Annotated in this window: 25 protein-coding genes, 1 tRNA gene and 3 pseudogenes; 15 read left to right on the top strand and 14 right to left on the bottom strand. The window is 52.4% G+C overall.

Annotated elements, in window-relative coordinates; all coding sequences use genetic code 11:
* The first annotated feature begins 23 nt into the window (after positions 1–23).
* Positions 24–836 (top strand): diguanylate cyclase regulator RdcB family protein, encoded by an 813-nt coding sequence (locus tag GV764_RS16440; RefSeq protein ID WP_161661070.1) that lies wholly within the window; start codon positions 24–26, stop codon positions 834–836.
* Between the two features lie 66 nt (positions 837–902).
* On the opposite strand, the gene kdgT is transcribed toward GV764_RS16440, so the two are convergent.
* Complete coding sequence (gene kdgT, locus GV764_RS16445) at positions 903–1,898, bottom strand: 2-keto-3-deoxygluconate transporter (RefSeq protein ID WP_161661071.1); 996 nt, start codon at positions 1,896–1,898, stop codon at positions 903–905.
* Between the two features lie 378 nt (positions 1,899–2,276).
* Between kdgT and kduI the strand changes: the two genes are divergently transcribed.
* Positions 2,277–3,113, top strand: coding sequence for a 5-dehydro-4-deoxy-D-glucuronate isomerase (gene kduI, locus GV764_RS16450; RefSeq protein ID WP_125294682.1), 837 nt, complete (start codon positions 2,277–2,279; stop codon positions 3,111–3,113).
* A gap of 196 nt (positions 3,114–3,309) precedes the next feature.
* Positions 3,310–3,459, top strand: a pseudogene (locus GV764_RS22145) (IS3 family transposase); the annotation flags it as partial.
* A gap of 121 nt (positions 3,460–3,580) precedes the next feature.
* Here GV764_RS22145 and GV764_RS16455 read toward each other — a convergent pair.
* On the bottom strand, positions 3,581–4,972 hold the full coding sequence (locus GV764_RS16455) for a hypothetical protein (RefSeq protein WP_161661072.1): 1,392 nt from the start codon (positions 4,970–4,972) through the stop codon (positions 3,581–3,583).
* Positions 4,973–5,452: 480 nt separating this feature from the next.
* Here GV764_RS16455 and GV764_RS16460 point away from each other — a divergent pair.
* Positions 5,453–5,572, top strand: a pseudogene (locus tag GV764_RS16460) (transposase); the annotation flags it as partial.
* 51 nt (positions 5,573–5,623) lie between these two features.
* Here GV764_RS16460 and GV764_RS22290 read toward each other — a convergent pair.
* A pseudogene (locus tag GV764_RS22290) lies at positions 5,624–5,836 on the bottom strand (cyclophilin-like fold protein); the annotation flags it as partial.
* Between the two features lie 92 nt (positions 5,837–5,928).
* Between GV764_RS22290 and GV764_RS16470 the strand changes: the two are divergent.
* Entirely contained in the window at positions 5,929–6,828 is a 900-nt protein-coding gene (locus GV764_RS16470) for a LysR family transcriptional regulator (RefSeq protein ID WP_161661073.1), read from the top strand.
* 571 nt (positions 6,829–7,399) lie between these two features.
* Here the strand turns inward: GV764_RS16470 and GV764_RS16475 are convergent.
* From GV764_RS16475 to aspA, 6 genes are all read right to left on the bottom strand, one after another.
* A tRNA-Phe gene (locus tag GV764_RS16475) sits at positions 7,400–7,475 on the bottom strand.
* A 115-nt stretch (positions 7,476–7,590) separates the two neighbouring features.
* Positions 7,591–8,166 carry a transcriptional regulator gene (locus GV764_RS16480; RefSeq protein WP_161661074.1) on the bottom strand — a complete coding sequence of 192 codons (576 nt, stop codon included), beginning with the start codon at positions 8,164–8,166 and terminating at the stop codon, positions 7,591–7,593.
* 49 nt (positions 8,167–8,215) lie between these two features.
* The gene (locus tag GV764_RS16485; RefSeq protein ID WP_161661075.1) at positions 8,216–9,901 is read right to left on the bottom strand and encodes a protein-disulfide reductase DsbD; all 1,686 of its coding nucleotides are present in this window, start codon (positions 9,899–9,901) and stop codon (positions 8,216–8,218) included.
* Positions 9,877–10,200, bottom strand: a complete 324-nt coding sequence (gene cutA, locus GV764_RS16490; RefSeq protein ID WP_161661076.1) for a divalent cation tolerance protein CutA — start codon at positions 10,198–10,200, stop codon at positions 9,877–9,879. Before cutA ends, GV764_RS16485 begins: the two co-directional genes overlap by 25 nt.
* A 109-nt stretch (positions 10,201–10,309) precedes the next feature.
* Entirely contained in the window at positions 10,310–11,611 is a 1,302-nt protein-coding gene (locus GV764_RS16495) for an anaerobic C4-dicarboxylate transporter (protein ID WP_125294677.1), read from the bottom strand.
* A gap of 116 nt (positions 11,612–11,727) precedes the next feature.
* Positions 11,728–13,164: an aspartate ammonia-lyase gene (gene aspA, locus GV764_RS16500; protein ID WP_125294676.1), complete on the bottom strand. Its 1,437-nt coding sequence runs from the start codon at positions 13,162–13,164 to the stop codon at positions 11,728–11,730.
* Between the two features lie 339 nt (positions 13,165–13,503).
* On the opposite strand from aspA, the gene GV764_RS16505 reads away from it, so the two are divergent.
* The 4 genes from GV764_RS16505 to GV764_RS16520 all read left to right on the top strand — a co-directional run bounded on the left by GV764_RS16505 (position 13,504) and on the right by GV764_RS16520 (position 16,699).
* Positions 13,504–13,977 (top strand): FxsA family protein, encoded by a 474-nt coding sequence (locus GV764_RS16505; RefSeq protein WP_161661077.1) that lies wholly within the window; start codon positions 13,504–13,506, stop codon positions 13,975–13,977.
* Between the two features lie 136 nt (positions 13,978–14,113).
* Entirely contained in the window at positions 14,114–14,407 is a 294-nt protein-coding gene (locus tag GV764_RS16510; protein ID WP_125294674.1) for a co-chaperone GroES, read from the top strand.
* A 47-nt stretch (positions 14,408–14,454) separates the two neighbouring features.
* Entirely contained in the window at positions 14,455–16,101 is a 1,647-nt protein-coding gene (gene groL / locus GV764_RS16515; protein ID WP_161661078.1) for a chaperonin GroEL, read from the top strand.
* Between the two features lie 244 nt (positions 16,102–16,345).
* Positions 16,346–16,699 carry a DUF4156 domain-containing protein gene (locus GV764_RS16520; protein ID WP_161661079.1) on the top strand — a complete coding sequence of 118 codons (354 nt, stop codon included), beginning with the start codon at positions 16,346–16,348 and terminating at the stop codon, positions 16,697–16,699.
* A gap of 64 nt (positions 16,700–16,763) precedes the next feature.
* On the opposite strand, the gene yjeJ is transcribed toward GV764_RS16520, so the two are convergent.
* Entirely contained in the window at positions 16,764–17,588 is an 825-nt protein-coding gene (gene yjeJ, locus GV764_RS16525; protein WP_161661080.1) for a YjeJ family protein, read from the bottom strand.
* A 131-nt stretch (positions 17,589–17,719) separates the two neighbouring features.
* On the bottom strand, positions 17,720–18,748 hold the full coding sequence (gene epmB, locus GV764_RS16530) for an EF-P beta-lysylation protein EpmB (RefSeq protein WP_161661081.1): 1,029 nt from the start codon (positions 18,746–18,748) through the stop codon (positions 17,720–17,722).
* Between the two features lie 41 nt (positions 18,749–18,789).
* Between epmB and efp the strand changes: the two genes are divergently transcribed.
* The 3 genes from efp (at position 18,790) to ecnB (ending at position 19,798) form a co-directional block, all read left to right on the top strand.
* Positions 18,790–19,356: an elongation factor P gene (gene efp, locus GV764_RS16535; protein ID WP_125294669.1), complete on the top strand. Its 567-nt coding sequence runs from the start codon at positions 18,790–18,792 to the stop codon at positions 19,354–19,356.
* Between the two features lie 69 nt (positions 19,357–19,425).
* Positions 19,426–19,548, top strand: coding sequence for an entericidin A/B family lipoprotein (locus GV764_RS16540; RefSeq protein WP_439954629.1), 123 nt, complete (start codon positions 19,426–19,428; stop codon positions 19,546–19,548).
* Positions 19,549–19,651: 103 nt separating this feature from the next.
* The gene (gene ecnB / locus GV764_RS16545) at positions 19,652–19,798 is read left to right on the top strand and encodes a lipoprotein toxin entericidin B (RefSeq protein WP_002434063.1); all 147 of its coding nucleotides are present in this window, start codon (positions 19,652–19,654) and stop codon (positions 19,796–19,798) included.
* Positions 19,799–19,835: 37 nt separating this feature from the next.
* On the opposite strand, the gene GV764_RS16550 is transcribed toward ecnB, so the two are convergent.
* Positions 19,836–20,303, bottom strand: coding sequence for a LuxR C-terminal-related transcriptional regulator (locus tag GV764_RS16550; RefSeq protein WP_236651890.1), 468 nt, complete (start codon positions 20,301–20,303; stop codon positions 19,836–19,838).
* A 393-nt stretch (positions 20,304–20,696) separates the two neighbouring features.
* On the opposite strand from GV764_RS16550, the gene sugE reads away from it, so the two are divergent.
* Positions 20,697–21,014, top strand: coding sequence for a quaternary ammonium compound efflux SMR transporter SugE (gene sugE / locus GV764_RS16555; RefSeq protein ID WP_125294666.1), 318 nt, complete (start codon positions 20,697–20,699; stop codon positions 21,012–21,014).
* On the opposite strand, the gene GV764_RS16560 is transcribed toward sugE, so the two are convergent.
* The gene (locus tag GV764_RS16560) at positions 21,011–21,541 is read right to left on the bottom strand and encodes a lipocalin family protein (RefSeq protein ID WP_161661083.1); all 531 of its coding nucleotides are present in this window, start codon (positions 21,539–21,541) and stop codon (positions 21,011–21,013) included. The two genes, sugE and GV764_RS16560, sit on opposite strands and share 4 nt — an antisense overlap.
* Before the next feature lie 67 nt (positions 21,542–21,608).
* Entirely contained in the window at positions 21,609–22,823 is a 1,215-nt protein-coding gene (locus GV764_RS16565) for an anaerobic sulfatase maturase (RefSeq protein WP_161661084.1), read from the bottom strand.
* Between the two features lie 170 nt (positions 22,824–22,993).
* On the opposite strand from GV764_RS16565, the gene GV764_RS16570 reads away from it, so the two are divergent.
* Both GV764_RS16570 and GV764_RS16575 read left to right on the top strand, forming a co-directional pair.
* The gene (locus GV764_RS16570) at positions 22,994–24,535 is read left to right on the top strand and encodes a PTS transporter subunit EIIC (RefSeq protein WP_161661085.1); all 1,542 of its coding nucleotides are present in this window, start codon (positions 22,994–22,996) and stop codon (positions 24,533–24,535) included.
* A 29-nt stretch (positions 24,536–24,564) separates the two neighbouring features.
* Positions 24,565–26,325 carry a sulfatase gene (locus GV764_RS16575; RefSeq protein WP_161661086.1) on the top strand — a complete coding sequence of 587 codons (1,761 nt, stop codon included), beginning with the start codon at positions 24,565–24,567 and terminating at the stop codon, positions 26,323–26,325.
* Positions 26,326–26,330: the final 5 nt, after the last annotated feature.

Here is a 26,330-nt window from a genome sequence, read left to right on the forward strand (position 1 = left end):
TACAAAGCGTTACCGATAAATGGATGGTCGATACGACTCTGGCCGTGCAGCAGCGGCGCGTAACGCCTGCGGTTCCGCATCAACAGGCGATTGGCGAACGGTTGCAAAAAGAGCTGTTGGCGCAATCCAGTTTGCCGAACTGGTGGACCACCGCCGCCATGACCGAGGGCGCGCAGTGGTTACCGGGGCTGCTGGACGGCGTAAGCCAGTATCGCCAGCCCGGTCATATGGCGCTGAGCCTGATTGCCCAGGCGCTGCTGGCGGAAATTCCGGGCCGCGAGCCCGCCCTGGTGACGCAACTGGAACAGTTAGGCAGTTATTACCAGCAATGCGCCACGCGGCTCGAAGATGAACTGGCCTCGCGCGGGCTGGAAAATGAAGCGCGTGAGCATATCGATACGATATTTGCCCGCTGGCGCTCCGGCCACTACGGCGAGTTTTCTCCGGCAGGGCGGTGTTATGTCGTGCTGGAAGAGTTGCGCTGGGGACGCTGCGGTGCGGCTGTTCGGCTGAGCACACCGCGCGTGCGCGAAATGCTGCTGGAAGAGATCCGCCGACAGGCTACGGAATTACTGGCAAAAAGCGTCGACGCCTCGACACAGACGCGTCATTTTTATCAGCAGTGGCTTAATTCGCCGCCAACGCCGAGCCTGCTGGATTATAAAGATACCCTCAGTTGGTTGGGCAACTGGAGCGACAGCGAACGCCAGCCGGTTTGCTGGTCGGTAACCCAGAGCTGGAAAAGCGTGGCGTTAGGCATGCCGCGGTTGTGCTCTGCGTCGCGCCTGGCCGGGGCGATGGTGGATGAAGTGCTGGTGGATTCGCTGGCAGCCTGAGTTTATCTTATTTTTATAAAGCAAAACGCCGCACCCGGGAGTGCGGCGTTTTTTTTGGCTCAGTGATTAGTGGTGCTGAACCTGCTGCTCCGGCTCTTTCACTTCAGCGGGTTTATAGCCGCCGACGTGTTTGGCGTACAGCGCGGTGATAATCGGCACCAGGATCGCGGTGACGATGACGCTCGCGGCGACCAGCGCAGTGGCGGAAGCGGCGACCGGTTCAAATGCCGGGTTAATCTGCGCGATGATCACCGGGTTAGCGACCGCGGCGCCTGCTGCGGAAGAGGCTGCCACACCTGCAGTACCATTACCGCCGCCAATCACGCGGTCAGCGATAATCAATGGAATACCGGTGATAATGATAACCGCAACACCCAGCACCACGCCCAGCAGACCCGTATCCAGAATTACGCCCAGATTGATGGTGTTACCCAGCGCAAAGCCGAAGAACGGGATCAGAACCGGCGTCGCCTTACTGAAGAACGCGCGGAAATCGTGGTCCAGGTTGCCCAGGGTGAAACCAATCAGGAACGGCAGCACAGCGCCGATAAAGTGGTGCGGTTCAAATGACGCCAGACCGGCGGAGCCCAGGATCACCATGGTCATCAGCGGGCCGGATTCCAGAGACATCAGAACGAATGCGCCAGACTCTTCTTTAGTACCGTACTGGTTCATCAGGCTGGCATACAGGCCGCCGTTGGTCATATCCATCGCAGACACGATTGCCAGTACCGAAATACCGGCAAAGAAACCGGTCTGAATTCCGCCTTCCGGAATAAACGACGCGGCAATCATCGCGACCAGCCAGGCTACGCCGATTTTGGTGATAACCAGCGTACCGGATTTACGCAAAACGGTGCCGGTTGCGCGTAAATCAATAGAGGCCCCGATACAGAAAAACCAGACCGCGAGAATCGGTACCGTTCCGCTGATCATACCTTTGGTAAAGGAACCAAAATACGCGCCGGTGTTGGGTGCAAAGGTATTGAGTACGGCACCGAGCAGCAGCGGAATAAGCATCATCCCGCCCGGGATTCGTTCCATAGTCGCTTTAATTTTCATGTACAAGCCTCTTAACTTAGATTTTCTGGTATCAGCAGGCAGATTATGCAAGCTGCTAATAAAAAAGATTTTTTGTGCGTTGCGAGTCGTAATGTCTTCTCTTGATGGATCGCCTTTACGGGGCACCTTGCCGTCTGGCTTACGTAAAAATCTGAATCTCGCTAATCAGTGGTGATACTATTGATCCATTGGAATATTGATTCAATAGAAATGAAACGTTGTTTTAGTTATCTTCGTCACAATATTGATTTTTGGTTTTGCTAAGATCGGTAGCAGCGAAAATTAATGTAAAGAGTTTGTACTTTTTATTGTTGAATATGCTGAATTAATAATAACGGGCGTTATTCTTAGCCCCCGTAACGTCACTGAGGAGACATAATGGACGTACGCCAAAGTATTCATAGCGATCACGCTAAGACCCTGGACACCGCCGGGTTACGTAAAGAGTTTTTGATTGAAAAAGTTTTCGTGGCTGATGAGTACACCATGACGTACAGCCATATCGACCGCATTATTGTGGGCGGCGTCATGCCGGTTAACCGCACGGTGAGCGTGGGCGGCGAAGTGGGTAAACAGCTGGGTGTGACCTATTTCCTGGAGCGTCGCGAGCTGGGCGTCATCAACATCGGCGGGCCAGGCCTGATCCGCGTTGACGGCACTTGCTATGAAATGAACCATCGCGATGGCCTGTATGTGGGCAAAGGCGCCAAAGAGGTGGTGTTTGAAAGCACCGATCCGGCAAACCCGGCGCGTTACTACTACAATTGCGCCCCGGCACACCTGACTTATCCGACCAAACGCGTTACGCCGGCTGATGTCGCACCGGTCACGCTGGGCGAAGATGTCACCAGCAACCGTCGCACCATCAACAAATACTTCGTGCCGGACGTGCTGGAAACCTGCCAGCTGAGCATGGGCCTGACTGAACTGGCGCCGGGCAACCTGTGGAACACCATGCCGTGCCACACCCATGAGCGCCGCATGGAAGTCTATTTTTACTTCAACATGGACGAGAACAGCTGTGTATTCCATATGATGGGGCAGCCGCAAGAGACCCGTCATATCGTGATGCAAAATGAGCAGGCCGTGATTTCTCCGAGCTGGTCAATTCACTCTGGCGTGGGCACCAAAGCTTATACTTTCATTTGGGGTATGGTGGGTGAAAACCAGGTGTTTGACGATATGGACCACGTAGCGGTTAAAGATTTGCGTTAAGATTCATTTAATATCGGAAGTTTAATACGTTGTTTATATCTAAAGCGCCCGCTAATTATTTAGCAGGCGCTTTATATTTCGGGCGCTGTAAGTGTCTGTGTCACCCGGAATCATTTGGAATAGATTATCGCTCCGCTTTGGCTCACTGATAATAGTGCGGAGAAGGAAAGCGCTTATCGTTTTTTCATCGGCCAGAATGAATATCCCGGCGCAGCGGATCGCGAGAGTGCCGGACAGGATCGTGGCAAATCGGGGATATTCACTGAAAAGGGAGAGGGATAACGGTCCGGAGATGATCTCGCTGACGCAGGCGCAATGGGCAAAAGAGCAGGGTGTGATGGCTGAGATCCAGGGGAATTATTTCAGGTCATAAAGCAAGCAGTGTTGACAGTGTCAACAGAGGGTAGCCTTATAAAATGCTTTGATGTAAAGCTGAAGGTTACGATAAACCTCCAGCTTTTTACTATTTAATCGATAATAATATCTTTATCCGTGGTTTTTAGTATGTTTGTGAGATACTTGCTATGATCAATATAGACATATTCGTTTTTTCCAGGGAAGTAGCGAAGGATTGAAGCATTTAGATAAGCTCGAAAAGCGAATACTTTATTTCTCGGTGGTGCAGTAATAGTATAGGTTTTGCTAACGCTTTGGGTAGACTCTTCAGAAAATGAAACCGTACTTTCGAACTTTAGTCCAATTTTAGCCACTTGAAAATCTGCTTCGAAGGTTAATCCTGCTGTTAGTGAGATTGAGCTAGAGAATGAGAAGCTTTCTGTTATGGTTAAACTAAATTCTGAAGTCGCATCAGAGTCCTCATTGTCGAGAACTTGCAGTCTTTCTATGTCGGCTGTGTGAAGAATTATTGAATCTATATACTCTAAAGATTTACATAAAACAGGTAGTCCATATAAAAAAGTATTTTTACAAGCCAACGGTTTTTTATCAAATACTTTAAGCTTAACTTTTCTTGAGGGGATATTGTCAAGCTGATCGTTGAAGTTGAAAAACAGTATATTTTTAAATGTATTTTTAATATATTCGTAATCGTTTATTAGAACGTTAAGATCAGAGTATAATATTGATCTTGTTTGCATTTCTAAAGTGGTTTTGTGTTGTTTTTCTGTTTTCTTCTCCGTATAGTTTTTTATTTTTAGCTTCCAGTTAATAGCAACAACACCAATAGCATCAGCTTCTTGGGTTGTTTCATTATAATTTTGCACCAAATATATTACTCGTTCACCCCTGGTTTCATAATCATTATTAAGATCACTTTCATTAATACCAATTGCATTTTTGAGTACCGGCTCTAAGGCATCTTTATCAAGACCTGCGACAATTGAACCGGAAAGTTCTTTGCCTATTGAAACAAAGAAGTTTTTAATCTTCTCAGCTGTTCCCTCTGTGCTGTATTCTGTAACACTTTTTTCTACACCTGAAAAAGAGCCAGCTTTATCTGTTTTTAATTTATTGAAATGAATAGGGAATTGAATACAAAAAAGTTCATTCCGATACCCCATCGCAGTGTCTGAGGGTGTCCATGAGCCATTTAGACCTTCATCCGAATAACCAAAGTGATCTAACAAATTTATTGTGTCAATTTTTTCTAATATTTCAAAGCTGTTTGTGGCTACACGTGGCGAATTGTTTTGATTTTTCGAATAAATACCCCAGGATTGGGATTTTCCGACTGGCCATTTACTTATTACATTTTTCTTAAACTCCTGCAGTTTTTCAGACTCTGTTTGACTACATGTTAGTCCTAAAGCTCTTAAATCTCTTTGCAACTCTGAAATTTGCACCCGGCTGGGTTCGGTTTTAAAAAGTTCTATGGCAACGCGGCGTTTAGGAATAGGCATAATAACTCCTTTATCTGATAGATAAAATAATATATGAATGCAGCGGTGGGTTACATATCATTAAATAAATCTCTTGCTGCCAAAGGAATATTGAACTTTTTATAAATAAAAAATGTGAACTGATTCTAAAAAAACACCAATTATAATAAAGGCTGATCGATTATTTTTTATGTATTCATTTGGCGGATGTTTATTGGGCTATTTATTCTTGTTGTCGATCGTTTTGTGAGTGAATTAATATTAAGCTGGAACGCATTGAGTATATCGTTTCATACAACGTACAGAAGTTTCCAGAATTTTTGTTTTGCTTCTGTTAATAGATTCCCATTGTATTCAGTTTATACAATCCATAACCATTTCCATCTCGTTAACGCTCAACGGATGGATTCCCATATCAGACAAGACAGAAAAGAAAGCTGAATCGCCACGGGTTTAACAGACACCTCGGAGTCATTTAAGATGACTTAAAGAGAGGTGCCCATGAGCGGTAAGCGTTATCCTGAAGAGTTTAAAATTGAAGTAGTCAAACAGGCTGTTGATCGTGGTCATTTGGTTTCCAGCGTTGCAACACGTCTCGATATTACCACCCACAGCCTTTATACGCTCAATATCGTCATAGTCTTCCAGCGTCAGGCTGAGGGGAAGCAAAGACGCAAAGTCCCGGCCTGTCGGCGTATCAAAGAGGGTGGCGGTGGCGGTTTCTCCCTCCACAATGATCTCAATTTTCATAAGCGTCTCCTGCGCCACTCCCCGGTCGTTGTCACCCGCCATAGCGGACTGCGTGACGAAAAGCAGGCCGGCAAGGAGCATCAGTGATGCTCTGCGGTAAGCGTTTTGCATAAGGGTTAGCGTTGACTTTTTCATCGCATTATTGTTACCAATATGCAGCGGGTTAACTAGCTAATGAATACTTAATACCCTTATAAGTAAAATTTATAAATGGACCGGTAACGAGCATGGCCAGACGCAATCTCAACGACTTACTCTCTTTCGTCACCGTGGCGCGTGAGGGCAGCTTTACGCGCGCTGCCGCCCAGCTCGGCGTGACCCAGCCCGCACTGAGCCAGGCGATTTCCGGGCTGGAAGAACGGATGCAAATCCGCCTGCTGACAAGGACCACGCGCAGTGTGTCAGTGACGGCTGCCGGGGAGCGCCTGCTGCAGTCTGTGGGACATCGTATTGATGAGATTGAAGCCGAGCTGGACATGCTGACGGCACTGCGTGATAAACCTGCCGGGACCGTCCGTATTACATGTGGACCTAATGTTCTGAAGACCACACTGCTGCCAAAGCTGACACCACTGTTACGCGAATATCCTGATATTCATATTGAGTTTGATGCCAACCACGGCTTCCGGGATATCGTTGCGGATCGTTTTGATGCCGGCGTGCGGCTCGGAGACACTATCGACAAAGATATGATAGCCGTACCCATTGGCCCGAAACTGCGCATGGCGGCTGTAGCTTCCCCTGAGTATTTCGCCCGGTGCGCCGCCCCTCAGACCCCACGCGATCTGATGCAACACTGCTGTATTAATGAGCGCATGGTTCAATCGGGGAAAATTTACGCCTGGGAGTTTGAGCAGGAAAACGGTAAATTTCACGTTCGGGTTGAAGGGCAACTGACGTTTAACACATCGGAACACGTCGTTGACGCAGCTCTTGCCGGACTGGGCATTGCCTTTTTACCTGAAGAGGAGTTCGGCACAAATCTGCAGGAAGGAAAACTGATCCGCGTGCTTGAAGAATGGTGCCGTCCTTTTCCCGGCTACTATCTTTATTATCCCAGCCGTAAACAGCCTTCCCCAGCGTTTTCACTCGTTGTGGATGCGTTGCGTATTAACCGGAAAATTTAACGCTGAATTATCGGGCCAATATTTCAAGAACGGACGTGAACGTCCACTTTTGGCACGGAACGGACCTTCATTGACGCTATGCCAGACCTAAATTGCTGCTCAGCAGGGATTTTAACGTCGCCATTAACTTCACTTACTGGAGGCTTAACAGTGGCTGGGAAAAGTTGGTTGACGGAGGGCTGATAACCGATTTTATTGAGAACCGTGAGCAAGGCCGGGAGTCCTTTCCGGGATTGTGAGGGGTTGAGCAAGCCTACCAGCGCGGTAGTGTTTTGAACATATCAGAATCAAGCGATGATACTTTCCTTTCTCAGACCGGACAAAGACCGGATTCTTCCTTGCTGTGATAAATCCACAATGCAGACTTACAGATTGGAAATAATGTTTATTGGTAGTTTGAAGACCAGCAGACGTTGGCACTGTGACCGGAAGGGTAGGGAGTCGCTAAAGAGAAATGCTCAGGTGGGACCCAAGGTGTAAAGCAGTGTCTCCTGTGGTCGACACTACCAGAAATCTACCGGAACCCCAGAAAGCAAAAAACCAGCCCGTAGGCTGGTTTCTTTTAAATAAGTGGTGCCCGGACTCGGAATCGAACCAAGGACACGGGGATTTTCAATCCCCTGCTCTACCGACTGAGCTATCCGGGCAACGGGGCGAATTAAACCGTAAAGGCCGCATGGCGTCAACGGCTTTGTCATAAAAAATCGGTAAATCTGTGTTGATTGCCTGCTTTTCAGGCAAAATTCGCAAAAGCGGACGTTTTCACGTCAATGCACCACCGAGGCGGCACTGCGCGAAGCGCAGAATATCTTCCGCCAGATGGCGGGCGGTATCCACATCGGCCTGGCTGCGCTTTACCAGCAGGCGGCTCAGACACCCTTCCAGAATCAGTTCCATCTGTTTGGCGACCATGGTCGGGTCGTCCACTTCCAGTTGGGTGAGCAGCGCGTGCGTATACTCCAGCGCCGCTTTTTTCTGGCGGTCAGCGATCTGGTGGATAGGGTGCGAGGCATCCGGATAAAAGGTGCAGGCAGCGATAAACAGGCAGCCTGGATAACGATTCTGGCTGACGCATTCGGTCAGCGCCTGATAACGGTACAGCAGTTTCTGCTCGATGCTCAGCTCGTCATTATGAAGCAGTTGCCTGCGCCAGGCTTCGACCTGCTCATTCAGATGACGCAACGCGTCATAAAACAGCGCATCACGGTCAGGCCAGAAGCGGATAATCTCTTCAACGGGATAATTCGCTCTGGTCGCCACCATCTCCAGCGTGGTGTTGGCAAGCCCCTTTTCTTCTAATACATGCAGGGCGTGCTCAAGTACTTGTTCGCGTTGCACGGTTCACTCCTCCGTTCGTCCCAACGGTTATTCCCATCCCAAGTGTTGTTTACCGGGCCAGATTGTGCAAATGCGCGGTAAAGTCTGCGGCGTTCATAAAGCCGGTCACGCGCTGAGGCGCTTGCTCCTGGCCGTTTGCGTCATAGAACAAAATGGTCGGTAAACCCAGCACCTGGAGATGCTTTAATAAAGCGACATCCTGAGGGCTGTTGCGCGTGACGTCCGCCTGTAGCAGCACGGTGTTCGCCAGCGCGCGATACACATCAGGATGGCTGAACGTGTATTTCTCAAACTCTTTACACGCCACGCACCAGTCGGCGTACAGATCCAGCATCACCGGTTTCCCTTTCGCTTTCGCCAGCGCGCTGTTCAGGGAATCGATATCGGTAATGCGCGTAAAGTTAAGATGGGCCTGGGTTGTTTGTACTGGCGCATCGAATGCCCAATCCTGTAGCGGACGGGCGGCGATCAGCGCAGCGCCCAGCAGGGCGATTTGCAGTACGCGCATCCAGCCTTTATGGCTGTTAAGCGACGTGATAAACGCCCAGCCAAAGAACGCGACGCCCAGCAGGCTCCACAAGCGTAGCCCCCAGGTTTCGCCGAGCACGCGCTCCAGCAAAAACACCGGCAGGGCCAGGATCACGAAACCAAAAGCAATTTTAACCTGCTGCATCCACGGCCCGCTTTTCGGCAGCAGCCGGTTGCCGAATACCGTTACCAGAATCAGCGGCAACCCCATGCCCAGCGCGTAAAGATAGAGTGTTCCGCCGCCCAGCCAGAGATTCCCGCTCTGAGCGATATACAGCAGGATGGCGCTCAGCGGCGCGGTGGTGCACGGCGAGCAAATCAGCCCGGCAATCGCCCCCATGCTGAACACGCCCGCCAGTGAGCCGCCCTGCTGGCGGTTGCTGAGCAGCGTCAGGCGCGTTTGCAGTGAAGAGGGCAGTTGCAGCGTAAACAGACCAAACATCGACAGCGCCAGGGCGATAAACACCACTGACAGACCAGTCAAAATATAAGGATGTTGCAGCGCAGCCTGGAATTGCATCCCGGCGGCGGCCACAATCAGGCCCAGCGCCGTGTAGGTGAGCGCCATCCCCTGAACATACACAAACGACAGCCACAGCGCGCGCGCCGTCGACAGGCGCTGTTTGCCCCCTAATACGATGCCCGAGATCAGCGGGTACATCGGCAGGACGCACGGCGTAAAAGCAATGCCAATCCCAATCAACAGCGCCCACAGGGCTGAAAAGGGGAGTTGGGTAGGTTTTTCTTCCGGGGCGGTAACCGGCGCGGGGGCAAATTCGCCCGGTGCGACCGCGTTGAGCGGCACGACTTTGGTTTCCGGCGGATAGCAGAAGCCCGCTTCGGCACAGCCCTGGTAAGTCACGCGCAGCGTCGCGCCCTGCGCCGCTTCGCTAATGGGGAGCGCGACGGAGAGCTGATGCTTATAAATTTCGGTTTTGCCGTAAAACTCATCTTCATGCCACTCGCCGGCAGGAAGATTTAACGCGCCGACCGTGGCCTGCGCCGGCGTCACGCTGATTTGCTGGCGATAGAGATAGTAGCCCGGTTTGATTTGCCAGTTCAGCCCCAGGCTGTTGCCCTGCTGCTGGAAATCAAAGGCGAACGCTTTGTCTACCGGGACAAACTGGCTTTTCTGGGAATCGAATAATCCGGCGTAAACCTGGGTGCTGCAAAACAGCAGAATTAGCGTAAGGATGCGTTGAGCCATGAGAGGTAATCGCTATCTCCGTAGAGCACTGGCAAAACCAGTAATTCAGGGGTTTGGTAAGAATGATGGGATCTCAGGCACGCCAGCAGCGCGTCCTGATGCCGGGTATCGCTTTTCAGCAGCATTTGGACTTCATACTCCTGTTCGAGCTTCCCTTCCCAGTAATAGAGCGACGAGGCGCCGGGCAACAGCGTGACGCAGGCAGCCAGTTTTTCACTTAATGCTTTGGTCGCCAGTTCTTGCGCAGTGGCTTCATCCGGGGCGGTGCAGAGTACTACGACAGCGGTGGGCGTGGTCATAATCATCCTCGTCTCAGTGAAAGCAGGCACTATATCACGGGCAAGGGGGCGGGATAATGAAACGGGCCGCAATGCGGCCCGTTTTTACTTTTGATGACAATGGCTGTGATTACAGCACCATACCGCCCACGATAAAGCCGAGGATCACGCACAGTGCGATAGCCACCACGCCCGGGATCAGGAAGGCGTGGTTAAACACGTATTTACCGATACGGGTCGAGCCGGTGTCGTCCATCTCTACCGCCGCCAGCAGCGTCGGGTAAGTCGGCAGCACGAACAGCGCGGAAACCGCAGCAAAAGAGGCCACTGCGGTCAGCGGGCTAACGCCCAGCATCAGCGCAGCCGGCATCAGGGCTTTGGTGGTCGCCGCCTGGGAGTAAAGCAGGGTAGCGGCAAAGAACAGCACCACGGCCAGCAGCCACGGGTAGCTGTTCAGCAGATCGCCCGCGACAGCCTGGATATCTTCGATGTGATGTTTTACGAAAGTATCGCCCAGCCATGCCACGCCTAGCACGCAAATACAGGCGCTCATACCGGATTTAAAGGTACCCGCGTTGAGAATATCGCCGGTATTGATTTTACAGGTCAGGCAGATCAGGGTCGCTACGGTAAGCATGAATACCACGATCGCTTCGTTACGCGGCAGCACCGGATTCGCGATCAGACCCACGGTCGGGCTGATAGCGGTGGCGTACAGCATAACGGCCACAATACCGATCAGGAACAGCACTACGGCGCGCTTGGCGTGCGGTTTGATGACAAACGCCTGGGTGCCGCGCAGGCTCACTTCGCCACGGGCTAAACGCTCCTGATATACCGGATCGTCTTTCAGTTCCGCGCCCAGGAAGTTACATAGCACGGCAGTCAGCATTACGGCTACCAGCGTGACAGGAATACAGATGCCCAGCAGCGTCAGGTAGCTCACGCCCAGCGGCTCAAGGATACCCGCGAAGAACACCACCGCAGCAGAGATCGGCGACGCGGTAATCGCAATCTGCGAAGCGACAACGGCGATTGAGAGCGGACGGGAAGGGCGGATGCCCTGTTCTTTCGCCACTTCAGTGATCACCGGCATGGTGGAAAACGCGGTGTGGCCCGTACCCGCCAGGATGGTCATAAACCAGGTGACCAGCGGGGCAAGGAAGGTAATGTATTTGGGGTGACGACGAAGCAGTTTTTCCGCAAGGCTTACCAGATAATCCATCCCGCCGGCAACCTGCATGGCGGCGATAGCGGCGATAACCGCCATGATGATTTCGATAACGTCAAACGGGATCGCCCCGGGTTTAATTTGAAACATCAGGGTCAATACCAGAACGCCCAGACCGCCAGCAAAGCCAATGCCTATGCCGCCGAGCCGGGCACCGAGGTAGATCGCCAAAAGGACTATGACGAGTTCAGCACCAAACATAATGCGCTTCCTTGTATTTTAACGAGTTGATAATAAGTTGTTGTATTTTAGTATCTGCCAGAAACGAAAAAGGCACGTCACAAGTGACGTGCCTTTCGCAGTATTAGGAAGAACCGTTACTGTTCGCTTTCATCGGTATAACGTTTCGCTTTGTAAGCCGGGTGCATCAGGTTATTCACGGAAAAAATATCGTCAAGCTCTGCTTCAGTGAGCAGACCACGTTCAAGGACGACTTCGCGCACGCTCTTACCGGTTTCAGCACAGATTTTCCCGACGATATCGCCGTTGTGGTGGCCGATAAACGGGTTCAGGTAAGTGACGATGCCGATGGAGTTATAAACGTAGCTTTCGCAGACTTCTTTATTCGCGGTGATACCGTTAACGCATTTTTCCAGCAGGTTGTAGCAGGCGTTGGTCAGGATATGAATCGATTCGAACATCGCTTCGCCAATCACCGGCTCCATCACGTTTAACTGCAGCTGACCGGCTTCAGAGGCCATGGTCACGCAGGTATCGTTGCCAATCACTTTAAAGCACACCTGGTTAACCACTTCCGGCACCACCGGGTTCACTTTGGCTGGCATGATGGACGAGCCCGCCTGCAGTTCCGGCAGGTTGATTTCATTCAGGCCCGCACGGGGACCGGAAGAAAGCAGACGCAGGTCATTACAGATTTTGGAGAGTTTCACCGCCAGGCGTTTCAGGGCGCTGTGCACCATCACGTAGGCGCCGCAGTCGGAGGTGGCTTCAATCAGGTCTTCCGCCGGAACCACCGGCAGGTTAGACACTTCAGCCAGTTTCTGAACCGCCAGGTGCTGATAGCCGTCCGGCGTGTTCAGGCGCGTACCGATGGCAGTCGCGCCGAGGTTCACTTCCAGCAGCAGCTCGGAGGTACGCAGCAGGTTTTTAGTTTCTTCGTTCAGCAACACGTTAAACGCATGGAATTCCTGGCCGAGGGTCATCGGCACCGCGTCCTGCAACTGGGTGCGGCCCATCTTCAGAATGGTTTCGAATTCAACGGCTTTGCGCTGGAAGCCTTCGCCCAGCTGGTTGATCGCGTCTACCAGTTTCACGATAGAGGCGTAAACCGCGATGCGGAAGCCGGTTGGGTAGGCATCGTTAGTGGACTGGCATTTGTTAACGTGGTCGTTCGGATTGAGGTACTGGTACTCGCCTTTCTGATGTCCCATCAGTTCCAGGCCGATATTTGCCAGCACTTCGTTGGTATTCATGTTTACAGAGGTGCCTGCGCCGCCCTGGTAAACGTCTACCGGGAATTGATCCATGCATTTCCCGTTGTTCAGCACTTCATCACAGGCGGCGATAATGGTGTTCGCAATACTTTTAGGAATGGTTTGCAACTCTTTGTTCGCCATCGCGGCGGCCTTTTTCACCATCACCATTCCGCGAACGAATTCCGGTATGTCGCTGATTTTGCTGTTGCTGATGTAAAAGTTTTCAATCGCTCTCAGAGTGTGTACGCCGTAATAGGCCTCCGCTGGAACTTCCCTGGTACCCAACAAGTCTTCTTCGATACGAATGTTGTTTAACATGTGAACCTTCTTTCTCAAGCTGACGAATGTTTTACCAAACTCACAGGATATATGTGGTTATGGAGGATTAACGACCGACAAATATCTCCTTATTCGGTCTGATACCCATGATCATATGCTGTTATTCACGAAAAGCCGTAATCTGGATCACTTATTATGGGCGTTGTTGCATTACATTTATTAATCTGTGAAATAGGTCACCGGTTAACAATTTCTAAAAAAATGTCCCGGCAATCCGATTGAAAAGTGGCTATGGCGTCGCCATTTCATGAGGATGCGTGAGCAAATTTCTTCCTACAGGCGCGTCGGCGTCTGTTTTTTTATTCACAGGAGAACACTGTGCGTTGGTTACCCTTTATTGTCTTTTTTCTCTACGTCTACATAGAGATTTCGATTTTCATCCAGGTTGCCCATGTGTTCGGCATCTTTATGACCCTGGTGCTGGTGATTTTTACGTCGGTCATTGGGATGTCGCTGGTGCGCAACCAGGGATTCAAAAATTTCATGCTGATGCAGCAGAAAATGGTGGCGGGCGAGAGCCCGGCGGCAGAAATGATCAAAAGCGTGTCGCTGGTCATCGCCGGTTTCCTGCTGTTGCTCCCCGGCTTCTTTACCGATTTCCTCGGCTTGTTGCTGCTGCTCCCGCCGGTGCAAAAGCACCTCACCCTTAAGCTGATGCCGCATTTACGCTTTAGCAAAATGTCTGGTGGATTCGGCCCAGGCGGCAACAGCGGCCAGACTTTCGACGGCGAGTACCAGCGTAAAGACGATACCTCGAACCGCCTCGAAGACCGCGATCGCGACGATCGCTAAAAAAGTTAAATTTTTTTCTTCTTCCCCCCTTGAAGGGGGGAAAACCTAACCCCATCTCTCAGGGCACCAGCCGGAAACCAGTGGGTTTCGGCGTTACCCGAAAACTAATACGGACTTTCTCAAAGGAGAGCTCTCAATGAATATTCGTCCATTGCATGATCGTGTGATCGTCAAGCGCAAAGAAGTTGAAACCAAATCTGCTGGCGGCATCGTTCTGACCGGCTCCGCAGCGGGCAAATCTACTCGTGGCGAAGTACTGGCTGTAGGCAATGGTCGCATCCTGGAAAATGGCGAAGTGAAGCCGCTGGATGTGAAAGTTGGCGACATCGTGATTTTCAACGATGGCTACGGCGTGAAAGCAGAGAAGATCGACAATGAAGAAGTGTTGATCATGTCTGAAAGCGACATTCTGGCAATTGTTGAAGCGTAATTACACGCGTTAACTCACTGAACGAACGAATTTAAGGGAAAGAAACAATGGCAGCTAAAGACGTAAAATTCGGTAACGACGCCCGTGTAAAAATGCTGCGTGGCGTAAACGTACTGGCAGATGCAGTGAAAGTGACCCTGGGCCCGAAAGGCCGTAACGTGGTTCTGGATAAATCTTTCGGTGCACCGACCATCACCAAAGACGGCGTGTCCGTTGCGCGTGAAATCGAGCTGGAAGACAAGTTCGAGAACATGGGCGCGCAGATGGTGAAAGAAGTGGCCTCTAAAGCGAACGACGCGGCAGGCGACGGCACCACCACCGCAACCGTACTGGCGCAGTCCATCATTACCGAAGGCCTGAAAGCCGTTGCTGCGGGCATGAACCCGATGGACCTGAAGCGTGGTATCGACAAAGCGGTTCTGGCTGCGGTTGAAGAGCTGAAAGCGCTGTCCGTACCGTGCTCTGACTCCAAAGCGATCGCCCAGGTAGGCACCATCTCCGCTAACTCCGACGAAACCGTGGGCACCCTGATTGCTCAGGCGATGGAGAAAGTGGGTAAAGAAGGCGTTATCACCGTTGAAGAAGGCACCGGTCTGCAGGACGAGCTGGACGTAGTTGAAGGTATGCAGTTCGACCGTGGCTACCTGTCTCCGTACTTCATCAACAAGCCGGAAACCGGTTCTATTGAGCTGGAAAGCCCGTTCATCCTGCTGGCTGACAAAAAAATCTCCAACATCCGCGAAATGCTGCCGGTGCTGGAAGCCGTTGCCAAAGCAGGTAAACCGCTGCTGATCATCGCTGAAGATGTGGAAGGCGAAGCGCTGGCGACTCTGGTAGTAAACACCATGCGCGGCATCGTGAAAGTGGCTGCGGTGAAAGCACCGGGCTTCGGCGACCGTCGTAAAGCCATGCTGCAGGATATCGCTATCCTGACCGGCGGTACCGTTATCTCTGAAGAGATCGGTATGGAACTGGAAAAAGCCACCCTGGAAGATCTGGGCCAGGCTAAACGCATCGTGATCAACAAAGACACCACCACCATCATCGATGGCGTGGGTGAAGAATCTGCTATTCAGGGCCGTGTGACCCAGATTCGTCAGCAGATCGAAGAAGCGACTTCTGACTACGACCGTGAAAAACTGCAAGAGCGCGTGGCTAAACTGGCTGGCGGCGTTGCGGTTATCAAAGTGGGCGCAGCCACCGAAGTTGAAATGAAAGAGAAAAAAGCACGCGTTGAAGACGCCCTGCACGCGACCCGTGCTGCGGTTGAAGAAGGCGTGGTGGCTGGCGGCGGCGTGGCGCTGATCCGCGTAGCAAGCAAAATCGCTGAGCTGAAAGGCCAGAACGAAGATCAGAACGTGGGTATCAAAGTTGCGCTGCGCGCAATGGAAGCACCGCTGCGTCAGATCGTGCTGAACTGCGGCGAAGAGCCGTCTGTTGTGGCAAACACCGTGAAAGCGGGCGACGGTAACTACGGTTACAACGCGGCCACCGAAGAGTACGGCAACATGATCGAAATGGGTATTCTGGATCCGACCAAAGTGACCCGTTCTGCTCTGCAGTACGCAGCCTCTGTTGCTGGCCTGATGATCACCACCGAGTGCATGGTTACCGACCTGCCGAAAAGCGACGCGCCTGACTTAGGTGCTGCTGGTGGTATGGGCGGCATGGGCGGTATGGGCGGTATGATGTAATTTAACCTTCCTTGTTAAAGCTACCGCTGCGTTGGCTCGCCCCGGTCACTTACCCCTGTAAGCGCCCGGGGACTCTCGAACTTGCCGCCTTGCCGTGGCTTTAATGAGTCGGTTAAATCAGTTTGTCGCATAAAAATGTGAAACCCCCGGTCAGAAATGGCTGGGGGTTTTTCTTTTGGTCATGTTTTTAGTATAAGGTCTTACGGATAAAATTTGTTCCGGCCAATTAATAACGAGGAATGACATGCGCATTACAGTCTCAGCGGGAATGGTTGCGGCGGCGCTGCTGCTTGCGGGATGCAGCACGGGTAATCAATTATCGAGCGGTGGTCAAAACGTTCGCTTTGTAGAGGATAAACCGGGCGCGGAGTGCCAACTGTTAGGTACCGCGACAGGAGAGCAAAGCAACTGGCTTTCTGGTCAACACGGCGAAGAGGGCGGCTCTATGCGCGGCGCGGCAAATGAATTACGTAATAATGCGGCTGCGATGGGTGGCAACGTACTGTATGGGGTAACCAGCCCGGGTCAAAATCTGCTTTCCAGCTTTGTACCTACCGCCAGCAAAATGGTCGGCCATGTTTATAAGTGCCCAAACTAATAAAAGTAGCCCGGTCTTAACGCAATACAAAAGGGAATATATTCCCTTTTGTATGCCGGAGGCGTTAGTTTTTCGCCGGTGCCCGAAGTGCGGCGATACACAGGCGATGCAGGGAATCAAGGCACTGCTGTTTAGTCAGTTCACTGCCCGATGGCGTAATTTCAGTACAAAAAATCTGACAGGGTCTCTCTACGATCTTCCTCAACCGCCGGCTGAACTTCATCGCCCGCTGAGCTACGCCTTCCGCTTCCTGCGAACCTGACAGCGCATTGGTTTTCATCACGACGCCGCAATAAGCGTTATGTCCGGTATCTTGCTGGTATTTATAGACCACCAATAAATAGCGGTTAAACAGCGATAATTTCCAGGGTTGTGGATTATAGCTGTCATATTCCATTTTCCCATCATTAAGTAAATCCATGTCATATAAAGGAATGAAATCGAGCATGGAAGAAACGGTTAATAAAATATCCTGAAAGCCTGCATTCTTAACGGCGAGAATAATGGCACGGATAAACGTCTCTACCTGATTATCATTAATTAAATAAGTGGTTTTTTCAGCAGACCGGGAAACGATCTCTAACTCGATGCCGGCTATTTTCAGAGCGGCGCTGATCTTCGCAACGCGGGCGGTATCGCCAGCAGCCTGGAGTTCTTGCTCATTAAGCGCGGGCGCATTGCGCAGCATCTCTGCCTCGCTGCTGTCCTGCGGCTTTGCAAAAGATTCAATGCGGCTTTCAAGCACATGCAGTAAATCTTTCAATTGCGCGAGAGAAAATAAAAACAGATTTTCTTTATCGTTAATGTTGCGTATTTTTAACGCCAGAGAAACAAAATGTTTATTATGGCAAATAACACCTGAATTAATTCCTTTAACTATGGCTGGCATGTTGACTCTCAAAATAGTTTTTCTCCTGCCGCTGTAAACAGCGGCAGGAGAAATAGGGTGAATAGTTTTGAGAAGCTAGCACATCGACTTGCCTGGAAATAATCCGCTTTCAGACATTTTCGTGCCCGGTATTAGCGTTGTCGGAGCTGTAAATCCAGCGGAGTTTTACTGGGCTCGCCGCCAATTTCTCGCGCCAGTTTCGGCACCATATAACCCGATACCAGCGTCAGCAGCTCGCGAATAATGCTGCGCGCGTCATCATCGCTCACCAGGAAATGCGCCGCGCCCTGGACATGATCCAGCACGTGAAGGTAGTAGGGCATCACGCCCGCGTCGAACAGCGCATTGCTGAGCGCCGCCAGCGTTTGCGCACTGTCGTTCACCCCACGTAGCAGCACGCTCTGGTTGAGCAGCGTCACGCCCGCCTGGCGCAGCTGCGCCATCGCCGCGCGAAATGCCGCATCAATCTCATTGGCGTGATTAATGTGGTTTACCAGAATAATTTGCAGACGGGATTGTTCAAACCGTGCCGTCAGCGCGGCGGTGATGCGCGCCGGGATCACAATCGGCAAGCGACTATGAATTCGTAACCGCTTGATATGGGGAATGCCTTCGAGCTGGGTGATAAGCCAGTCGAGCTCATGATCCTTCGCCATGAGCGGGTCGCCGCCGGAAAAAATAATTTCATCCAGTTCAGGATGCGCGGTGATGTAGTCCAGTGCCGTCTGCCAGTTGCGTTTGTTCCCCTGGTTATCGGCATAGGGGAAATGGCGGCGAAAGCAGTAGCGGCAGTTCACCGCGCAGCCACCTTTTACTAACAGCAACGCGCGATTACGGTACTTATGCAGCAGGCCGGGTACCACACTGTGTTGTTCTTCAAGGGGATCGGTAGAAAATCCCGGCGCCATCACGAACTCTTCACGGGAGGTTAAAACCTGGCGCAACAGCGGATCGTTGGGGTTGCCTTTTTCCATCCGCGCCACGAAAGCGCGTGGTACGCGCAGGGCAAAAAGCCGTCTCGCTTCACGTCCCGCGAGGAGATCTTTATCTGCTTCTATATTTAAAACATGCAGAAGCTCGTCAGGATCGGTTATAACATCGGCGAGTTGCGCTAACCAATCTTCTCTGGAAGGGGGGTTTAGGGTTACAATGTCTGCCATTTTTTTGGCTAAGCTACCAGTTAACATATTCAGAGGGCCTTATGGCGACTTATTCTAGCAACGATTTTCGTGCCGGTCTTAAAATCATGATGGACGGCGAACCCTACGCCGTAGAATCCAGCGAATTCGTTAAACCAGGCAAAGGTCAGGCTTTCGCGCGCGTTAAGCTGCGCCGTCTGCTGACTGGCACCCGTGTAGAAAAAACGTTTAAATCTACTGACTCCGCTGAAGGCGCCGATGTTGTGGATATGAACCTGACTTACCTGTACAACGACGGTGAGTTCTATCATTTCATGAATAACGAAACCTTCGAACAGTTAGCGGCGGATGAGAAGGCAATCGGCGATAACGCGAAATGGTTGCTGGATCAGGCTGAGTGTATTGTCACGCTGTGGAACGGCCGTCCGATCGCTGTACAGCCGCCAAACTTTGTTGAGCTGGAAATCGTTGATACCGATCCGGGTCTGAAAGGCGATACCGCAGGTACTGGCGGTAAACCTGCGACCCTGAGCACCGGCGCGGTGGTAAAAGTGCCGTTGTTCGTGCAGATTGGCGAAGTTATTAAAGTGGATACCCGCTCTGGCGAATACGTATCCCGCGTGAAATAAATTTTACGTCTGGTTCGCGGCGTGGTTCTCCACGCCGCCGTTTGCAGGAAGCTATCGAACGTGAACCGTATTGTTAAACCTCTGCTTGTGACCTTCTTTCTCTCGCTGATGCTGAGCGGCTGTAATACCGTGCGCGGATTTGGCGATGACATTCAGCACCTTGGCGGCGCTATAGAGCGCGCGGCGAAGTAATCTCTAATTCTCCTAAAAATCTTTACTTAACCTTTAATTCGCGAGTTTTTGTCTATGCTTAAGGGGCTATACACAAAAACATTGGCTATTAAAGGATAAGATTATGATCAAGAAAACAATTGCTGCGTTCTTTTCATTAGTGGTCCTTTCTTCACTGCTGACTGCCTGTAACACCACCCGCGGTGTTGGTGAAGATATTCAGGATGGCGGTAGCGCAATCTCTGGCGCCGCAACCAAAGCACAGCAGTAAGACCGCCAGACGGCGCGGCAAACCTGTTGCCGTGCCGTTATATCTCCGCCAGCTCTGTCCCGGGGCGAAAAAGCGTAAAGCGATTATCCGCGCCCAGCTTCATGCGAATATTGCGTTTATAGGTGTAGACCGTCTTCACGGTAATCTGCATACATTCGGCAATACTCTCGTTACTGTCTCCCCTCTTCCATAGCTGCAGAATCTGTTCTTCGCGCAACGTCAACAGCGAGGCGATATGCCGGTTATCTACTTTGGCATGGGTACGGGTGAGGGCATTCTGTAATGCCTCATCCAGCGCTTCCAGCGAACAAGATTTATCAGCGCTGAACCAGATGTCCTGGGTGGCGCAATAGTTCTCTAACCGGGCGGTCCTGACGGAAGGTAATAAAATAAAGCGAGTTTTGGTCGAGCTGGCGGCAAAAATCGATGACAGCTGATCGATATGGTGCAGATCGTGTAAAAAGCCATAAAAATCGGCAATAACGATATCGGGTTTCCATTTCATATACTCCCTGGCCCGAAGCAAATCGTCAGTCTGAACGACGTCTATGGAAAATGGAGAGTCGCTAATAAGCTGGACCAAACCCGTACGGCTGTAGTAACAACGGTCTATCACTAAAATTTTAGGCATACATGATTTCTGAATACTCTGCGGCTGTGTACTAGCCTCCTGGACGCGTTAGTGCATCATAAAGAATAATCCTAAAAATTAACCAGCGAGTTACGCTGAGATAGTCCGCTAATTCTGGCGTTAAACAGGGGAGGTTACGTAACGTAAAGTAAATGAGTTGATTTTGGCTGCAAGGATTAGGATGATATGCCACTCTTATCGATACCTGACGGGACGACCCGTTAGCGTTTGTTCATCAGGGGACGGCCCCGCACTATGGAGACCGTTATGTCCTGGATTATTCTACTGATTGCTGGCCTGCTGGAAGTGGTGTGGGCGGTTGGCCTGAAGTACACCCACGGTTTTAGCCGATTAACCCCCAGTATCATTACCGTCACCGCGATGATCGTCAGCATTGTGCTGCTGTCATGGGCGATGAAAACGCTGCCGACCGGCACCGCGTATGCGGTGTGGACCGGCATTGGCGCCGTCGGGGCCGCCATTACCGGGATGGTGCTATTAGGCGAATCCACCAGCCCGGCGCGCATTCTCAGCCTGGCGCTGATCGTGGCGGGTATTATCGGCCTTAAACTCAGTACACATTAAGGCTTCTGTCTGACCCAAATTAGCTTTTCAACTTTAAAGCCCTGCCGGGTCGCGGCGCTTAACATCTGCTGTTTTACCTCATCGCTGATGGTCGGCGTACGGGATAAGATCCACAGATAGTCGCGATCCGGCCCGCAAACCAGCGCGTGCTGGTAATCCTTATCCAGCGCAATCACGTTATACCCGCCATAAAACGGCCCAAAGAACGACACCTTGAGCGCGGCGCGATCCGGCGAGCCGGTAAAGTACGCTTTGCCAATGCTCTGTTGCCACTTATTGCGATCGGGATTAAACCCACGGTTAATCACCTGGATCCCGCCGTCATCCATGGTGCTGTACGTGGCGGTGACCTGATCCAGACCGCGTTCAAAACTGTGGTCGAAGCGGGCGATTTCATACCATCTGCCCAGATAACGCTTTGCGTCGAAGTTCTCCACCACGGTAACGCCTTTCGGCGGGGTAGGTGAACTACAGGCAACAACCAAAAACGCGACGGCGACGGTGGTGATGATCGGGAGAATGCGCATAGAAATTTCCTTTGACGTTTTCTTCTAAGTGTAGATTGCGTCACGGAAAACGCGCCCGTAAGGCGCGTTAAGATTTTTGTTGTGCGGCGAGGGTGGCGGCGACGTCCATAATGGCGGCAGGAGGCTGTTGGTGGCGGATCTGATTGGCCATAAAGCGCATATACGGGTCCATATGGCTGAACATCGCCTTATAACCCGCACAAAGATGGTTATGCCAGCGATCGCCCATCTTGCGGATGCGGTGTTTCGGACATCCGCCGTGGCAGGCGAAGCGCCATTCACACTGCTGACATAGCGACGACACCTGCGCTTTCATCATCCCGAACTTGCGCTGCTGTTTGCCCCCCGCCAGCGCGGCCAGATTATCGCTGCGCAGATTGCCCAGACGATGCTCCGGATAGACGTAGTGGTCACAGCTGTAGATATCGCCGTTCTGCTCCACTACCAGCCCGAAACCGCAGGTCGACTGCATCACGCACAGCGACGGCTTTTCTCCAAGCCAGGCGGCCAGCGCGCTATCAAACAGTTGAACATAGACGCGGCCAACGTCGCGGCGCACCCAATAGTCAAAGACGGTATTGATAAACGCGCCCCACTGCTCGCCGCTGACTGACCACTCGGTCACCGCGCCGGTTTGCTGCGGGTAGAGCAGCTCGCCGTACTTCTCATGAACCGGGCGCTGTTCCACCGCCGGGATAAACTGGACGTGTCTGGCGCCCAGCTCTTCGGTGATAAACCGATAAATCTCCAGCGGCGCTTCGGCAGTGGCATTGTTCACCACCGTCAGCACGTTCACCTCGACGTGGTGTTTTTGCATCACCGCCATCGCCTGTACCACCTTGTCGAACACCGACTTTCCGCCGCGCGTTTTGCGATAGCGATCGTGCAGCCAGGCGGGGCCATCGACCGATAATCCAACCAGAAACTGGTTACGAGCCAGAAATTCCGCCCATTGGTCGTCAATCAGCACGCCATTGGTCTGCATACTGTTGCGGATGGTTTTCCCACCTGCGAACTGTTTCTGCCAGGCCAGCGCTTTTTGATAAAAATCCAGCCCCGCCAGCGTCGGTTCGCCGCCCTGCCAGGTAAATTCCACTTCCTGCGCCGGATTGGCCTCAATGTACTGCTTAACGTAGCGGCGCAGGGTGTCGTCATCCATATGGCGCGCGGGTTTTTTGGGCTTCAGCGTACCCTGTTCTTTTTCCAGGTAGAAACAATAGTCGCAGGCGATATTGCACTGGTAGCTGACGGGTTTTGCCATAAGGTGGAATGCTTTTTTCATACTCGTCCCGTTCTGAAGTGGGAATGCCCACGCGCGAAAGTGATCTTAATCACCCTTTAGAGATTGAGGATTGACAGTGAGTCGCTCCTGTAGAAATAATAATTTCACAAAGATAAGTTATCAATGAAATTTAATATTCAATCCAACTATACCAACACCAGGGATACACCATGAGCAAACTTTTTGCTGGTGCACAAAATCTGGGCAAGTCGTTTATGCTGCCCATTGCCGTGCTGCCCGCCGCGGGTCTCCTGCTGGGGATCGGCGGCGTTTTTTCTAATCCGATTACTATCGAAACCTACTCCCTACTCGATAACGACGTGCTGCAGGCCATTTTCACGCTGATGAAAATGTGCGGCAGCGTGGTGTTTGATAACCTGGCACTGCTGTTCGCCGTGGGGATCGCCGTCGGGCTGGCGCGCAGCGATAAAGGCACCGCCGGCTTAGCCGCCGTGCTGTGCTTTATCGTGATGAACAAAGCCATCAACGCCATGCTGTTTTTAACCGGCACGCTGGCGACGGAGAATTTTGCCGCCGCAGGTCAGGCAAGCGTGTTAGGCATCGTGACGCTGCAAACCGGCGTGATGGGGGGCATTATCAGCGGCCTGCTGACCGCCTGGCTGCATGGGCGGTTCAGTAAAACCGAGCTGCCGAACCTGCTGGCGTTTTTCAGCGGTTCACGCTTCGTTCCCATCGTGACCTCATTTTTCGCGATCCTGCTTGGCGTGCTGCTGTTCTGGATCTGGCCGCCGGTGCAGGCGGGCATTACCCATCTGGGCGGTCTGGTGGAGAAAACCGGTTATATTGGCACGCTGTTCTACGGCATGATCCTGAAATGCCTGATCCCGCTTGGGCTTCACCACCTGTTTTATCTGCCGTTCTGGATGACCAGCGTGGGGGGAGAAGCGATAGTCAACGGCCATGTCGTCCAGGGCACCCAGAAAATTTTCTTTGCCCAGCTGGCCGATCCCAGCGTGACGCAATATTACATCGGCGTGTCGCGTTTCATGGCCGGGCGCTTTGCTGATTTTATGTTTGGCCTGCCGGGCGCGGCGCTGGCCATCTACCACTGCGCGAAGCGTGAAAACCGCACCAAAGTCGCCAGCCTGATGCTGTCGGCGGCGCTGACTTCATTTGTTACCGGCATTACTGAACCGCTGGAATTCGCCTTTATGTTCTGCGCGCCGCTGCTGTATGGGGTGCATATCGTGTTGACCGGCGTGGCCTTTATGCTCACCCACGTGCTGGCGATTACCGTTGGACAGACATTCTCCGGCGGCCTGATCGATTTCTTACTGTTCGGCGTTCTCCAGGGCAATGCCAAAACCAACTGGCTGCTGATGCTGCCGCTTGGCGCGGTGATGTTCTGCCTCTACTACTTCTCTTTCCGCTTTTTGATCCAGTGGCGTCAGTTGAAAACGCCAGGCCGTGAAGACGAACCGGCTGCGGACGCCGTGCCGGAGGTCAGCGATAAGGCCGCCCGTCCGTCAATGATCGTCTCCGCGCTGGGCGGCCGGGAAAACATTCTCGACGTGGACTGCTGCGCCACCCGCCTGCGGGTCACGGTGAAAGAGCCGGGGCGAGTCAAACTGGATGATTTTAAGGCATCCGGCAGCCGGGGCGCATTTTTGCGCGGCGAGGGCGTACAGGTGGTATTTGGACCGCACGTCACGCTGATCAAAAACGAAGTCGAAGAGTATTTAGGTATGTAACGGCGTCGCCCACGCGACGAGAGGAATGTATGAAAGCTGTCATGTTGATGTTTGACACTCTGACCCGTCATCACCTGGCCCCGTATGGCGGCACGGCGATCACTCCAAACTTTACCCGGCTCGCCCGCGAGTCGGTGCAGTTTGACAACTTCTTTGTGGGAAGTATGCCCTGTATGCCTGCGCGCCGGGAACTGCACACCGGGCGCTATAATTTCCTGCACCGCAGTTGGGGGCCGCTCGAACCCTTTGATTTTTCGATGCCGCAGGCGTTGCATAAGCAGGGTATTCATACGCATATGGTTACCGACCATAAGCACTACTGGCGCGACGGCGGGGCGACGTACCATACCCGCTATTCCACCTTTGAGTTTATTCGCGGCCAGGAGGGCGACTGCTGGATTGGCCAGGTCGAAAAACCTCACATCGCCTGGCAGGGCATGGAAGACCAAGAAACCTTTAAGCGGCGCAGCGGACGCATGACTCAGGATCTGATCAACCGCTCTGCGATGCCGGGGATTGAAGAACACTACACCCATCGCACCATCAAAGCCGGGTTAGATTTTATCGACACCAATAAAGATCAGGATAACTGGTTCCTGCAAATCGAGTGTTTCGATCCTCACGAGCCGTTTTTCGTGCCGGAGAAATATCTGGCCCGGTACGGCTGCAAGCCCGGCGAGTTTGACGGCTGGGTGCCGTACTACTGCGGCAGCCCCGGCGGTGAAAACGATGAAAAGGTGCGCAAATTCTACCAGGCGCTGATCACCATGTGCGACGACTATCTTGGCCAGGTGATGGATAAGCTCAAGGCGAGCGGGCTATGGGAAGATACGCTGTTTATCGTCTGCACCGACCATGGCTTCCTGCTGGGCGAGCATCAGTGGTGGGGCAAAAATATCATGCCGGTGTACAACGAAATCGCTAACACGCCGTTCTTTATTCGCGATCCGCGCTGCAAAGTGCAGGGCGAGCGGCGCAGTGCGTTGGCGCAAACCATTGATATCCCGGCTACGCTGCTGGACTACTTCGGCGTTGAAAAGCCCGCGTCGATGACCGGTCAGTCGCTGCTGCCCGTGGTGCGCAACGATGAAAAAATCCGTGACTACGCGCTGTTCGGCTATTTTGGCGGGCATATCAACATCACCGACGGCCAGTACGTTTATATGCGCGCGCCGCGCGAAGAGGGCAAACAGCACCTGTTCGAATACACCCTGATGCCGACGCGCATCGACAGCCCGTTTAAAATCAGCGAGCTGACCGATATCGCCATCCACCCGGGTTTTGATTTCACCCAGGGCGCGCAGGTGATGAAAATCCCGGCAAGCTTCGGGTATCTCAATCCGTGGCGCTTCGGCGATAAGCTGTTCAATCTGCAAAGCGACCCGCATCAGCAGCACAACATCAATAACGTGAGCTATGCGCTGCATTTCGCCAGCGCCATGATCCCCGTGTTGCAACAGCATGATGCACCGGAGGAGTTGTATACCCGCTTTCAGCTGGACGCGCCGACGCTGGAGCAGGAACAGGCATTCCAGACGTTATGGGAAAGCGACACGTGGCTGGCGCAGCGCGGCTATCGCGGCGAGCACCGTGGCGTGGCCGAAGCGTTGCAGTTTGTGGCGCGGGCGCTGGCGGAGCAGGGCAACACTGACGGCGATCTGTTTGCCTGTTTTGACCCGGAAACGCTGTTGACTGAAGCCTCGGTGTTTACGGCTATCGACCAGTTATTTGATGCTGAGAAGCAGGCCGCGCTGAATTATCAGGTACGACTCCTGTTGCGGATTGACTGAGGACA

It is taken from the genome of Atlantibacter hermannii, from assembly GCF_009907385.1.
GTDB classification, from domain to species: Bacteria; Pseudomonadota; Gammaproteobacteria; order Enterobacterales; family Enterobacteriaceae; genus Atlantibacter; species Atlantibacter hermannii_A.